Genomic DNA, 12,516 nt, shown 5'->3' on the forward strand with positions numbered 1-12,516 from the left:
TCGCGGCGATCGACGCGTCTCAGAGGCCTCGGACGGTGTGCGTCTTCTGCGACGTGCCGCGGCGGGGCGCGACGGTCCGCCCGAGTTCCACGCGCGAGGCCGCGCCCAGCTTCGCGCGCGCCTGGTAGACGTGGGACTCCACGGTGCGCACCGAGAGATAGAGACGCTCGGCGATCTCGCGGTTGCCGAGGCCCTCTGCGACCAGCAGCGCGATCTCCCGTTCGCGGCGCGTGAGTTCGACGTCGGGGGTGGCCGACGCCGCGCCGCGTTGACCGCCGTTCGGCGCGGGTGCGTCGTGCGCGATACCGATGCCGCGCGTCGTACCGTTGTCGCCCCACGTGGTCGCCCGTCGCATGGCGGCGACGAGGTCGGGCTCGGGGTCGTCGAGTGCCGAGAGCGCTTCGGCGGCGGCGGACAACCGCTGTGTCGCCGGCACGTCGGATGTCGCGGCCATTCGCCGCATCCGGGGGAGGGCGTCGTCACCGGCACCCAGGGCCACCATCTGGAAGAGATCGCGCGCCTGGAGCGCGGGCGCCGTCTCGGAGGCCGTGGCAGCGGAGCGGGCGGCGTCGAGGGCCTCAGTGGGTTGGCCGAGCGCGGTGAAGACATACGTCTCCGCGACCATTCGCGCGTGCTCGAGGGTCGGGAGACCGTCGAAGGCCGCGTGGTCCATACGGTCGAGCAGTTGGCGTGCTTCCTCGGCGTGGTCGAAGAGGGCGAGCGAGTGCGCCACGGCGATCTGCGCCAGCGGCACCAGGTCTGAGGCAGCGGGTGGCCGCGCCCGGCGCACCGCGGCGTCCAGCTCTCGCGCGGCGCGTTCGGGGTCGGCGGTGACGGCGTAGGCGCACGACAGGACGAGACCGGCGGTCGCGGCCGACTCCGCATCGCCTTGGCGTGCGGCCGCGTCGACCTCGCCGCCGAGCCTGGCGAGCACCGGACCGAGATCGGTGCCGGCGACCGCTCCCGCCACGATCTCGTTGCAGGCGATCCGCAGCCGGTCGACCGTCGTGATCGGCGTGATGCCTCCCCGCTCTCCGGCGGTGCGGTGAGCCCGCAGGAACCACGTCTGCGCCTTGTTCACGGCTCCGAGGCACGCGTGCCCGAGCCCGGCGAGTGCGGCCGCTCGAACGCGCAGGGATGTCGAGTTGCTCTGCTGTGCGAAGACAGCCTCGGCGATCGCCACGGCCGACGTCCAATCCATACGCGCGCCGAGAAGGTCGGCGCGCATCATGGCGAGTTCTGCGGAGCCGCGGGCGTCGGGGCACTCCAGCGCGGCGACCCGGTCGACGGCGGCCTCGAGGTCATCGACGTTCGTGGGTCCGGCGAGCCCCACCACGCGGACGCACCGCAGGAGTGTCGCGGCATCGACGACGACCCCGGAGAGACGCTCGATCAGCGCATCGACGTCGATGGTGCCGCCCTGAGCCGCCCGCGCGAAGGCGTGCTCCAAAAGGAGGAGGGCGTCATCGTCGTCCCGCAGTCCGAGGCTCGCGTGCGCGACGGCTTGCGCGGGCTCGCCCTGGTCGTTCGCACGTCGGGCCGCCTCGAGCGAGGCCCTGTGGCGGACGGCGGGCGGCACCGATTCGTAGTCCGGTCCGAGGGACCTCTCCTGCAGCCAGGATTGTGCCGCGAGCACGGCGAGCGATGGGCACCACCACTCGCTCGACGGTGCGAACATCCGGCGTATCGCCCCGTCCAGAAGCGGTACGACCGCGTCGGCTCCCATTCGTCGCTCGACCTCGTGGGCAAGAGCGGCGTTGGCCGTCAGACGATGGGCCGGTGTCGCGTCGTCGTGGACCAGCCGCGCGTTGACGAGCGAGTCGAGGGCGGCCGTGGGGAGGAATCGCGCGGCGTCGGCCCGGGAGATGCCGGGAACCCTGCCCAGCGTCGCGAGTGTGCTCCTCTCCACAGACGTCAGCTGAGCGCCGTGTGCCGCGAGAGCGTCGGAGAGACGCCCGTTGGGCGGGCTGTCACGCATCGCGTCGATGGGGTCCCGGCCGTGCCGGAGGGCGTGACCGGCCTCCGCGGCGAGTTCTCGCAACAGCATCCGGGAACCGTCGGCCAGGGCGACGATCGATGCACGCGTCATGGCGTCGAGTTCGGGTGCGGCGAACAGGTCGAGGAGAAGATCGGCGTCCCGTGGTGTGAGGGATGCGAGGTCGATGCGTTCCGCGAGGCCCCGCAACCAGAGATCGGTCGCCATCTGGGCCGCATCGGGGTTGCCGTCGACCGGCCGGGTCGACCCTTCGCGCGACACCGTGAGTGCGAACAGCGCGGTCGCGTGCCCGCTGTAGACCGCGCGGACGACGGCGGCCACCGAAGCCGGATCGAGCTCTTGTGCGTCGTCGATGATGACGATCGGACGCTCGGTCTCTTCGGGCTGGCCGTCGCGGAGGCGTGCGGCTCGTTCGTCTCTCGACGCCGTCAGCGCTCCGTGCGGGACGGCGGCGTGCGGTCCGATCGAGCGCAGGACGACAGGCTCGTCCTCGGTCGCCGACAGCCGGTGGATCACCTGCCGGAGGAAGTGGCTCTTGCCACTTCCGAGCGGGCCGACGAGAACGATGCTCGTGCCCGTCTGGAGGAGATCGATGACGCGCGCAACATCGCGATCGTCGCCTATCACTCCGTCGTCATCTCGATGCGTTCTCATGGTTCGCGGCCCCCCACTCGTGCACCTGCCATAGAGAGTCGCGGCTCAGCCCTGCCGCGCGGGTGTTCAACCCTACCGATCTCGTACCGTCCGATACCGGGTGAATCCCCCCACCCGACTACTGGGATACGACACCAGTACCGCGAAAAATACCCGCATCACCCTCTGGGTCCAAGGGGTTGCGCTTACCGCCCGGATCGGTTTTCGCATCTTTCACCGGGAACGCTCGCAGGGGCGCGTCCGGCGGCTCAGCGCGCCCTAGCGTCCTCTCAGATCACGCGATCGCCGGTGTGCGCAGGGCCCTCCGGACGCAGGAGACGAGCGGGAGAAGACATGGAAACACAGGAGCGGCGTCGGGCGACACGACGGAAGGTCTTTGCGATCACGGCGGGTGCCGCCGTACTCGGCCTGGGGGTATCGGCCACTCTGGCCGCGTGGACCGACACCGAGTGGGTGTTCGGCGGCAACGGCGCCGGCGGTCCCGGAATCGGCACCTCGACGTTCGAGGTGCAGCAGAACACCGTGCCGCCCTTCGCGGACGCGACCTGGATCGACGAGGAGGAGAACCCCGGCGGCGAGATCGTCTTCGGCCTCGCCGCGCTGGCACTCTCGCCCGGCGACGCGGTCTACGCGCCGGTCGCATTGCGCACGACCGTCGCATCGGTCGCCGGCGACGTGGAGCTCCAGCCCGCCGTCCCCGCCGCCGGGGTGGCGGTCACCGACCCCGACGACCTGCTCCTGGCCGCCCTCGGTGTGCGCGTCGTCACCGACGACACCCCCTTCACCTGCGACGCCACCGCCTTCAGCGGTGCGCCCGGTGCCCCCGCGCTCATCGCCGACGGCCCGTTGCTCACGTCCGGCGGCACGGCTGCGCAGTCGCTCCTGGCCGCGGCGGACTCCACCCAGTACTACTGCTTCGAGGTCTCGCTGCCCGACCCCTTCGTCCCGGCCGCAGGCTCGGACGTCGAGGACTACATGGGTCTCACCGGCGCTCCCGCTTGGCAGTTCGCGGCCACGTCCTGACACCCGTCGTGCCCTCTCTCACCGAGACGCCGGCCCGCGGACCCGCGCACCACGCGCGGGCCGGCGGGCCGGTCGCGGCGCACGCGGAAGCGAGTCCGCGACGTCGCGGCGCCGTCCGCGATGCCGTCATCACGGTGCTCGGAGTGGTCGGCATCCTTACGATCGTGTGGCTCGTCGTGTCTGCCGCGCTCGGGCTGTCGATCATCGTGTTCGTCACGGGATCGATGGCTCCGTCGCTTCCGACAGGATCGGCCGCCGTGGTCAGAGAGATCCCGGCGTCAGAACTCGCGATCGGGGACGTCGTCACGGTGCCACGCCCCGACTCCGCGACGCCGGTCACCCACCGTGTCGTGGCGATCGACGCCGTGCCCGGCAACACGCCGGCCCGCAGCCTCGTGCTCCGCGGCGACGCGAACACGATCGATGATCCCGAACCGTACGTCGTCGAGGAGGTGCGTCGTGTCATCGTCGGTGCGCCCGGAGCGGGGTGGGTGGTGATCGCGGCGAAGACTCCCGCAGCGATGGCGGGGATCACCCTCGTGGTCGCCGCCGCGGTCGCGTGGGCGCTGTGGCCCGCCTCCGCGCCTCGCATCCCGCGACGGCAGTAGAGGAACCCCCGGATGCCCTTCCCCCGACTCCCATTGCGCCGCAACGCCGCGGCGCTGCTGACCGCTGCACTCTCCCTCGCGCTGCTGGTCGGCGGAGGCCTCATCGCCGGCGGCGCCGCCCGCGCGGCGTTCGTCGACGTGCCGCCCACGGGGCATCCAGGCCGGCTCGTGCTGTCGTCCGATCCGTACCCCGCGGAGTTCCTCGCTCTGAGCCCCGGCGATCCGTCGTACTGGCAGGTGGCCGCCCGCCTCGAGGGAGCCGTCGGAGCCACACTCTCGCTACAGCTGCGCAAGACCGGCGAGCTCGTGTCGCATCCGCGGGGGCTCGAGATGACCGTGGACGAATGCGATGTGCCGTGGATCGGCCTGGGGGAGGGGCCGGTGTGCACGGGCACGGCGATACCGGTCGCCGTCGCGACGCCGCTCGACGACAACGCGACGTCGAGCCCGACGTTCCAGCTCGGGTCGCGAGCAGCATCCGCCCCGGTGTTCCTGCTCGTCACCCTGGCCGTGGAGGACTCGGCCGATGCACGGGCGGATGCTTCGCTGATGGGCCTCGTCGGAACGGTGGGCATCGGGCTCACCGCCGTCGCGGTCGATCCTGCGGCCCGTCCGCCGCGAGGGGGCGGCGTTCTCCCCGCGACGGGAGCGGACGTTTCGCTCTGGGTGGCGGTGGGGTCCATGGCGGCGGGTCTCCTGGGTCTCGGCGCGGCCCTGCGGATGCGACCGTTACGAGGGGACCGGTGATGCGCCGCTCTCTCACGGCCCTCGCGCTCGCCGCGGTCGCCGTCGTCGTCGTTCCGCCATCGGTCACGGCGACGACGGCCGCGTGGACGCAGGAGGAGTGGGTGCACGGGGACATCGCCACGTCGTCGTTGCGGTGCGGGGAAGACACCGGCTTCGCGTCGACGTCGTACGGGCGCTTCCTCTCCGGCGACCTCCTCGGCGCCGATCTCGACCCGGTCGCCGACCTCGAGCAGATGCGTCTCGTGCTCGGGGCAGACGGCGCGCTGTCGATTCAGCCCCCGGACGCCGTGAACCTGGCGGCCCTCACCTACGCCAACCCCTTCGACGTCGACCTCCTGGGCATCGCGGGAGTCGACATGAGCGGATTCGAGGTGCCGGTGCCCGGCGCCGCCCTGGGAGCGGCCAACCAGTACGCGCGGGTGTCGGGATTCGGGGCGGCCACCGGCGCCTCGGGCCTGGTGAACGACAGCGGCGTCGTCACGGTCGGAACGACTCCGAGCGGTTCGCTGCCCTCGCCGGCGAGGATCCGTCTGGACGAGCTGCTCCCCGCCCTCACGGGGATCGCGGGCGCGGATCTGCGCGTGGGCGCCGTGGGGGCGATCTCCGAGCTGGACGGCTGCGCCGCGCTGAGATCGTCGACGTGGGGCGACGGCACGGTCACGGGGAGCACGCGCAGCTACGGCGTCGCGGGCCTCGGCCTCGACGTCGAGGTACCGGCCGTCGGCGCGCTGGCGGGCACCACCACGGCGGGGATCACGACCGTGAACTCGGCGATCTCCTCGCTCCTCGGTTCGTCGGGTCTGATCTCGTCGGCGACCGGAGCCGCCCTAGACCTCTCTCTTCCCGGCATCCTGACCACGAGCATCGGTGGGAGCGTCACGCTCTCCGGGCTGAACCTCGGGGGAGCGGTGACGTCGCTGCTCACCACGCCGCTGACGGACGGCGTGGTGACGGTCGACCTGCAGACGGGCATGGTCGACATCGATCTCGACGCTCTGCTGCCGTCGCTCAACAACGCGCCGCCCAACACCGAGGTCGTCGTGAACTCCGCCGTGCTGGCGCCGATCGTCACCCGGGTCGGCGATCTGCTGAACGCCTGGACGTCGCAGATCACCGCCGCCGTGCGGCAGAACCTTCGAGCCGCGACCCTGACGATCGACCTCAACGCCGTGATCGGCGCACCGGGGATCGGCATCCTGCCCGGTCTGAACGTGCTGAACGTGTCGATCGACTACGTCGGCACGGTCGGGGCGGTGCTCGACGGAACGGCGACGTTCGCGGTCGACGCCGAGGCCGCGGGCGCGGTGGGAGCGATCAGCACCCTCCTCGCGGCGCTGCGCCTTCCGACCGTCACCCAGCTGATCGCCTCGGTCGAGCTGCTCTCGTCGGTGCTGGTCGCCGCCGTGGCGAACCAGATCACGACCACCGCGCTCGGCGCGATCACCGCGCTCGGCACGACGCTCTCGACCGCCGTGAACACGATCATCGCGCGGGTGGGCTCCGTCGTGAACGTGCTGCCGTCGATCCTGTCGCTCATGGTCAACGTGCAGCCCGACCGCCCGGGCGCACCACCCGGATCGACGTTCATCGCCGGCACCGACGACTCCACGCCGCAATACCTCGTCTCGGCGTTGCGGATCGGGCTGGCCGATGCGCTGACCCCCTCGAGCATCGCGCGCGTCACCCTCGGCACCGCGTCGGCGGGGCCGGTCACCGCACCGTGAGGGCCCCGGTCGGCTCCGCCGGTTCGCGGACCCCCACGGGGCACGGCTCGTAGAATGGGCCCATCATGAGCATGCCTTCTCGCACCCCGACGGTGATCGAACGGTCACCCGCTGCCCTGCGCCTCGACGGTCGGCCGCGCACCTACGAGGTGCGCACGTTCGGGTGCCAGATGAACGTCCACGACTCGGAGCGCCTGTCGGGCTCGCTCGAGAGCGCGGGCTACCTGCCCGCCGAGGCGGGCGCGGACGCCGACGTCGTCGTGATCAACACCTGCGCGGTGCGCGACAACGCCGCCGGAAAGCTCTACGGAACCCTCGGGCACCTCAAATCGCGTAAGGACGTCCGCGAGGGCATGCAGATCGCGGTCGGCGGGTGCATGGCCCAGATGGACAAACAGGCCGTGCTCGACAAGGCGCCCTGGGTCGACGTGGTCTTCGGAACGCACAACATGGGGTCGCTGCCGAGCCTGCTCGAGCGCGCACGTCACAACGGCGACGCGGAGCTCGAGATCCTCGAGGCGCTCGAGGTCTTCCCCTCGACCTTGCCGACCAAGCGCGACAGCGCAGCCGCCGGCTGGGTCTCCATCTCCGTCGGGTGCAACAACACCTGCACGTTCTGCATCGTGCCGAGCCTCCGCGGCAAGGAGAAGGACCGACGTCCGGGCGACATCCTCAACGAGATCCGCATGCTCGTCGACGACGGCGCGATCGAGGTGACGTTGCTCGGGCAGAACGTCAACTCGTACGGCGTCGAGTTCGGCGACCGCCTCGCGTTCGGCAAACTGCTCCGAGCAGCAGGGCAGATCGAGGGCCTCGAGCGCATCCGGTTCACGAGCCCGCACCCGGCCGCGTTCACCGATGACGTCATCGCCGCCATGGCCGAGACGCCCGCCGTGATGCCGCAGCTGCACATGCCGCTGCAGTCGGGCAGCGACCGCGTTCTCAAGGCCATGCGCCGGTCGTACCGGAGCGAGAAGTTCCTGGGCATCCTCGAGCGGGTGCGCGCGCTCATCCCGCAGGCCTCGATCACGACCGACATCATCGTCGGCTTCCCGGGTGAGACCGAGGCCGACTTCGAAGAGACGTTGCGCGTGGTCGAAGCATCCCGCTTCTCCAGCGCCTTCACGTTCCAGTACTCGATCCGCGAGGGCACCCCGGCGGCGACGATGGCCGACCAGGTTCCGAAGGCCGTCGTGCAGGAGCGCTACGAGCGTCTCCTCGCCCTGCAGGACCGCATCTCGCTCGAGGAGAACGAGATGCAGGTGGGCCGGGAGGTCCAGGTGCTCGTCTCGACGGGCGAAGGCAAGAAGGACGCCTCGACGCACCGCTTGACCGGACGCGCCGAAGACAACCGCCTCGTGCACTTCGAGCTGCCGGCGGGGTCCGCCGTCCCGCGCCCGGGCGACATCGTCACGGTCGGGATCACCCGCGCCGCGCCGTACTACCTCCTCGCCGACGCGCCCGACGGTGCGTCACTGCGCATCCGGCGCACGCGCGCGGGCGACGCCTGGGACCGGTCGCAGGCGGAGTCGTGCGGTGTCCCGGCTCCTGCCGGTGAAGCGGGCGCGCCTCGCGCGGTCTCCCTCGGCCTGCCGTCGCTGCGCGTCGGGGTGTGAGCCGCCCGCCGAGAATCTGGGCCGTCGTCGGTGCCACCGGCACCGGCAAGACCGGTCTCTCCCTCGCGCTCGCCGAGGCGCTCGCCGCCCGGGGAACGGCGGCCGAGATCGTCAACGCCGACGCGATGCAGCTGTACCGCGGCATGGACATCGGAACGGCGAAGCTCGGTGACGACGAGCGGCGCGGCATCCCGCACCACCTCTTCGACGCTCTGGAGGTGACCGACGAGGCCGCCGTGGCCTGGTACCAGGATGCTGCGCGAGATGTCGTGCGTCGCATCCACGCTCGCGGGGCCGATGCGGTGCTCGTCGGCGGTTCGGGGCTGTACGTCTCCAGCGTGGCGTTCGATTTCGCGTTCCCGCCTCGCGACGAGGCCGTCCGCGCCGAGCTCGAGGCCGAACTCGACCATCTCGGACCCGGGATGCTCTTCGCGCGGCTGCAGGAGCAGGACCCGGCCACGGCGGCGCGCGTCGATCCGAAGAACGGTCGACGCATCGTGCGCGCCCTGGAGGTGCTCGCGCAGGGCGAGCACACCCACGGCGCGGCGCTGCCCGATGAGCCGGTGCTGTGGCACGAGGCGACCACCGTCGTCGGAACGCGTATCGAACGCGCCGAGCTCGTGCCCATGCTCGACGCGCGCGTGGAGGGCATGTGGCGTGACGGCCTCGTCGCCGAGGCGGCGGCGCTGCGCGAACGCGGGCTCGAGGACGGCGTCACGGCGCGCCGAGCCATCGGTTACGCGCAGGCGCTCGCGCAGCTGCGCGGCGATCTCACCGAGGCGGAGGCGATCGCGCAGACGCAGGCGCTGACCCGCCGCTACGCCCGACGGCAGGTGTCGTGGTTCCGGCGCTACCGCGACGTCGCGTGGGTCGACTCCCGCACGGTCGACACGGCGCGCCTCGTGGACGGCACCCTCGCCGATGCGACCGAGGCTCCCGACCCCGGTTCGAGCGACTCGTAGACTGGGTCGCATGTCGCGCACCCTCCCGTTCACGAAGGGTCACGGTACCGGCAACGATTTCGTCGTGATCGCCGATCCCGACGGCTCCCTCGACCTCACCGACGACCAGATCGCCGCGCTCTGCGACCGGCACATGGGTATCGGCGCCGATGGTCTCCTCCGTGTCGTCCGCTCCGCGGCGATCGACGACGGGGCCGAGGCCGCGGCATCCGGTGCCGAGTGGTTCATGGACTACCGCAACGCCGACGGTTCGAAGGCCGAGATGTGCGGCAACGGAACGCGCGTCTTCGCCCGCTACCTCGTCGACGCCGGTCTCGCCTCCATCGACGGCGGCCTCCGCGTCGGCACACGAGCGGGCGTCAAGACGCTCACCCGTAGCGACCGCGGATTCGAGGTCGACCTCGGAGTCTGGCGTGCGGAGCCCGACGACATCCTCGTGCGCGCACGCGGTCTCGACGTCGCGCGGCCGGGCACGGGCATCGACGTGGGCAACCCGCACGTCGTGGTCGCCCTGTCGTCGCACACCGAGCTCGATGCGCTCGACCTGGCCTACCGCCCGATTCTCGACCCCGAGCCGCGCCACGGTGCGAACGTCGAGTTCGTCGTGCCCGGCGACCCGCTCGTGCGCGACGGGGTCGGCGAGGTGCGGATGCGCGTGTTCGAACGCGGCGTCGGCGAGACCCTGTCGTGCGGCACGGGCGTCGCGGCCGCCGCGCTCGCGGTGCGGCACTGGGCGGGTCCTGCGGCACCGCGGCGGTGGCAGGTCGACGTGCCCGGCGGCACGCTGGGCGTTCGCATCGTCGAGGAGGCCGACGGCGAGCACGTCCTTCTGTCAGGACCGGCGGTGCTCGTCTACTCGGGTGAGGTCTCGCTGGCCTGAACGTCGTCCGCCGAGACGATGTCGATCGCCGCGGTCGGGGGCGTGCCGTGTCGGCGCACCTTCAGCACGCGGTATCCGCGCCCCGTCGCGGCGCGCTGAACGCTGAAGCCGCGCGGAAGAGTGGCCGCGAGCCAGCGCTGCAGCGAGTCGGAGCCGAGGTTGCGCTGCACGACGAGCCACGCGTCCGATCTCTCCTCGAGCCGGGGGAGCCAGGTCTCCAGCATTCCGTGCAGTTCGTTCTTGCCCACCCGGATCGGGGGATTCGAGCGGATGGTGCGGAAAGCCACGTCGGCGGGAACATCCTCGGGCCGCACGGCGTTGACGTTAGGGAGTCCGAGAGTCTCCGCGTTCCGACGCACGAGGTCGAGGGCTCGCTCGTTGACATCGACCGCCCACACCGTGGCGTGCGGGGCGTCGAGTGCGAGGGACAGCGAGATCGGCCCCCACCCGCAGCCGAGGTCGAGGAAATCGCCGCCCGCGGGGGGCGACGGAGTGTTGGCCAGCAGCACAGCGGTGCCGGCATCGAGACGGTCGGGACTGAAGACGCCACCAGCGGTGACAACCTCGACATCGCGGCCGGCGAGGGTCACTCGCAGGCGCCGGAGGTTCTCTGCGCTGGAGGGAGACCCGGTGAAGTAGTGGTCGCTCCCCATGCGGAGAGCGTATCGGAGAGATCGTCCTCCCGACGGGAGGATTAGAGTTTACGGATGCTGCGGCCCCGGCCTTCGGCCGAGGGCGGCGCGATGGAAGGAACAGATGACAGACACCACAATCCCCCAGAGCGCGGATGAGATGCCGGTCGACCCGGTGGATCGAGTGCTCGCGCGCGCCGAAGCGCACTCCGGGGTGCGTGTGTTCGGAGCTGCCCAGGCGCTTCAGGACGACAGGACCGTCTCGTACGGTGACACCGACGGCGACCAGTGGGACCGCGAGGACCGCGCCGCCCTCCGCCGCGTGGTCGGTCTGTCGACCGAGCTCGAGGACGTCACCGAGGTCGAGTACCGGCAGTTGCGCCTCGAGAACGTCGTCCTCGTCGGCGTGCACCCGCAAGGACAGCAGGAAGAGGCGGAGAACTCGCTGCGCGAGCTGTCCGCCCTCGCGGAGACCGCGGGCGCGGTCGTTCTCGACGGCGTGCTGCAGCGGCGTCCGAACCCCGATCCGGCGACCTACATCGGCAGCGGAAAGGCGCAGGAGCTGCGCGATATCGTCGCGTCGGTCGGCGCCGACACGGTCATCGTCGACACCGAGCTCGCACCCAGCCAGCGGCGCGCGCTCGAGGACGTCGTCAAGGTGAAGGTCATCGACCGCACCACCGTCATCCTCGACATCTTCAGCCAGCACGCCAAGAGCCGCGAGGGCAAGGCGCAGGTCGAGCTCGCCCAGCTCGAGTACCTCCTTCCGCGCCTGCGCGGCTGGGGTGATTCGATGAGCCGCCAAGCCGGTGGCCAGGTCGGCGCCGGCGGTGCCGGTATGGGTTCTCGTGGTCCGGGTGAGACGAAGATCGAGCTCGATCGCCGTCGCATCCGTACCAAGATGGCCGTGCTGCGCCGCCAGATCCGCGACTTCGCGCCGGCGCGCGAAGCGAAGCGGGCCGAGCGCAAGCGCAACACGATTCCTGCCGTCGCGATCACGGGATACACGAACGCGGGCAAATCGAGCCTCCTGAACCGTCTGACGCGCGCGGGTGTCCTCGTAGAGAACGCGCTGTTCGCTACGCTCGATACGTCGGTGCGCCGCTCCGAGACCGCGGACGGGCGCGTCTACACGCTGACCGACACGGTCGGCTTCGTGCGCAACCTCCCGCACCAACTGGTCGAGGCGTTCCGCTCCACGCTCGAGGAGGTCGGCGACGCCGACGTCATCGTGCACGTGGTGGATGGCTCGCACCCCGACCCCGCCGCACAGCTCGCGACCGTTCGAGACGTGATGGGCGACGTCGGCGCGCGATCGACACGCGAGATCGTCGTCTTCAACAAGGCCGATCTCATCGATGCCGACTCGCGCCTCGTGCTGCGCGGCCTCGAGTCGTCCGCGCTGTTCGTCTCCTCGCGCACCGGCGAGGGGATCGACGAGCTGCGCGCGGTGATCGAAGAGGCCCTGCCTCTGCCCGCCGTGGAGGTGCGCGCCGTGGTGCCGTACGACCGCGGCGATCTGGTCTCCGCGGCGCACGAGAGCGGCATCATCGTCTCTCAGGAGCACCAGGCCGAGGGCACGTTCCTGCACGCCCACGTCGGGGCGAAGCTGGCCTCCGACCTGCAGCCGTTCCTGGCGTGACCCCTCCGCAGCATCCGTCTCCGATGGGGGCG

Annotated in this window: 10 protein-coding genes; 8 read left to right on the forward strand and 2 right to left on the reverse strand. The window is 71.2% G+C overall.

The features are described from left to right. Positions 1 to 19: 19 nt before the first annotated feature. Positions 20 to 2,623 carry a LuxR C-terminal-related transcriptional regulator gene (locus tag DEU34_RS16545; RefSeq protein WP_310793512.1) on the reverse strand — a complete coding sequence of 868 codons (2,604 nt, stop codon included), beginning with the start codon at positions 2,621 to 2,623 and terminating at the stop codon, positions 20 to 22. Positions 2,624 to 2,983: 360 nt separating this feature from the next. Between DEU34_RS16545 and DEU34_RS11950 the strand changes: the two genes are divergently transcribed. From DEU34_RS11950 to dapF, 7 genes are all read left to right on the forward strand, one after another. Continuing rightward, positions 2,984 to 3,673, forward strand: coding sequence for a SipW-dependent-type signal peptide-containing protein (locus tag DEU34_RS11950; protein ID WP_121150484.1), 690 nt, complete (start codon positions 2,984 to 2,986; stop codon positions 3,671 to 3,673). An 8-nt stretch (positions 3,674 to 3,681) separates the two neighbouring features. Beyond that, positions 3,682 to 4,281: a signal peptidase I gene (locus DEU34_RS11955; protein ID WP_183042460.1), complete on the forward strand. Its 600-nt coding sequence runs from the start codon at positions 3,682 to 3,684 to the stop codon at positions 4,279 to 4,281. Between the two features lie 12 nt (positions 4,282 to 4,293). Continuing rightward, a complete protein-coding gene (locus tag DEU34_RS16315; protein ID WP_183042461.1) occupies positions 4,294 to 5,028 on the forward strand; it encodes a hypothetical protein in 735 nt (244 codons plus the stop codon). Next, on the forward strand, positions 5,028 to 6,752 hold the full coding sequence (locus DEU34_RS11965) for a choice-of-anchor G family protein (protein ID WP_183042462.1): 1,725 nt from the start codon (positions 5,028 to 5,030) through the stop codon (positions 6,750 to 6,752). Before DEU34_RS16315 ends, DEU34_RS11965 begins: the two co-directional genes overlap by 1 nt. Before the next feature lie 65 nt (positions 6,753 to 6,817). Then, complete coding sequence (gene miaB / locus DEU34_RS11970; protein ID WP_121150489.1) at positions 6,818 to 8,368, forward strand: tRNA (N6-isopentenyl adenosine(37)-C2)-methylthiotransferase MiaB; 1,551 nt, start codon at positions 6,818 to 6,820, stop codon at positions 8,366 to 8,368. Further along, complete coding sequence (gene miaA, locus DEU34_RS11975; protein ID WP_121150491.1) at positions 8,365 to 9,330, forward strand: tRNA (adenosine(37)-N6)-dimethylallyltransferase MiaA; 966 nt, start codon at positions 8,365 to 8,367, stop codon at positions 9,328 to 9,330. The genes miaB and miaA overlap by 4 nt, the downstream gene beginning before the upstream one ends. A 10-nt stretch (positions 9,331 to 9,340) precedes the next feature. Then, positions 9,341 to 10,210 (forward strand): diaminopimelate epimerase, encoded by an 870-nt coding sequence (dapF, locus tag DEU34_RS11980; protein WP_121150493.1) that lies wholly within the window; start codon positions 9,341 to 9,343, stop codon positions 10,208 to 10,210. Here dapF and DEU34_RS11985 read toward each other — a convergent pair. Continuing rightward, entirely contained in the window at positions 10,183 to 10,863 is a 681-nt protein-coding gene (locus DEU34_RS11985) for a class I SAM-dependent methyltransferase (RefSeq protein ID WP_121150495.1), read from the reverse strand. The two genes, dapF and DEU34_RS11985, sit on opposite strands and share 28 nt — an antisense overlap. Before the next feature lie 103 nt (positions 10,864 to 10,966). Here DEU34_RS11985 and hflX point away from each other — a divergent pair, with 103 nt between their 5' ends. Next, the gene (gene hflX / locus DEU34_RS11990; protein ID WP_121150497.1) at positions 10,967 to 12,484 is read left to right on the forward strand and encodes a GTPase HflX; all 1,518 of its coding nucleotides are present in this window, start codon (positions 10,967 to 10,969) and stop codon (positions 12,482 to 12,484) included. Positions 12,485 to 12,516 lie beyond the last annotated feature (32 nt).

The sequence above is a fragment of the Microbacterium sp. AG1240 genome (assembly GCF_003635115.1).
GTDB lineage: Bacteria > Actinomycetota > Actinomycetes > Actinomycetales > Microbacteriaceae > Microbacterium.

Excerpts from the sequence above, each read along its gene's own strand:
- DEU34_RS11965 (WP_183042462.1), top strand. The coding sequence starts at position 5,028 with ATGCGCCGCTCTCTCACGGCCCTCGCGCTCGCCGCGGTCGCCGTCGTC.
- DEU34_RS11950 (WP_121150484.1), top strand. The coding sequence starts at position 2,984 with ATGGAAACACAGGAGCGGCGTCGGGCGACACGACGGAAGGTCTTTGCG.
- miaB (WP_121150489.1), top strand. The coding sequence starts at position 6,818 with ATGAGCATGCCTTCTCGCACCCCGACGGTGATCGAACGGTCACCCGCT.
- DEU34_RS16315 (WP_183042461.1), top strand. The coding sequence starts at position 4,294 with ATGCCCTTCCCCCGACTCCCATTGCGCCGCAACGCCGCGGCGCTGCTG.
- dapF (WP_121150493.1), top strand. The coding sequence starts at position 9,341 with ATGTCGCGCACCCTCCCGTTCACGAAGGGTCACGGTACCGGCAACGAT.
- hflX (WP_121150497.1), top strand. The coding sequence starts at position 10,967 with ATGACAGACACCACAATCCCCCAGAGCGCGGATGAGATGCCGGTCGAC.
- DEU34_RS11985 (WP_121150495.1), bottom strand. The coding sequence starts at position 10,863 with ATGGGGAGCGACCACTACTTCACCGGGTCTCCCTCCAGCGCAGAGAAC.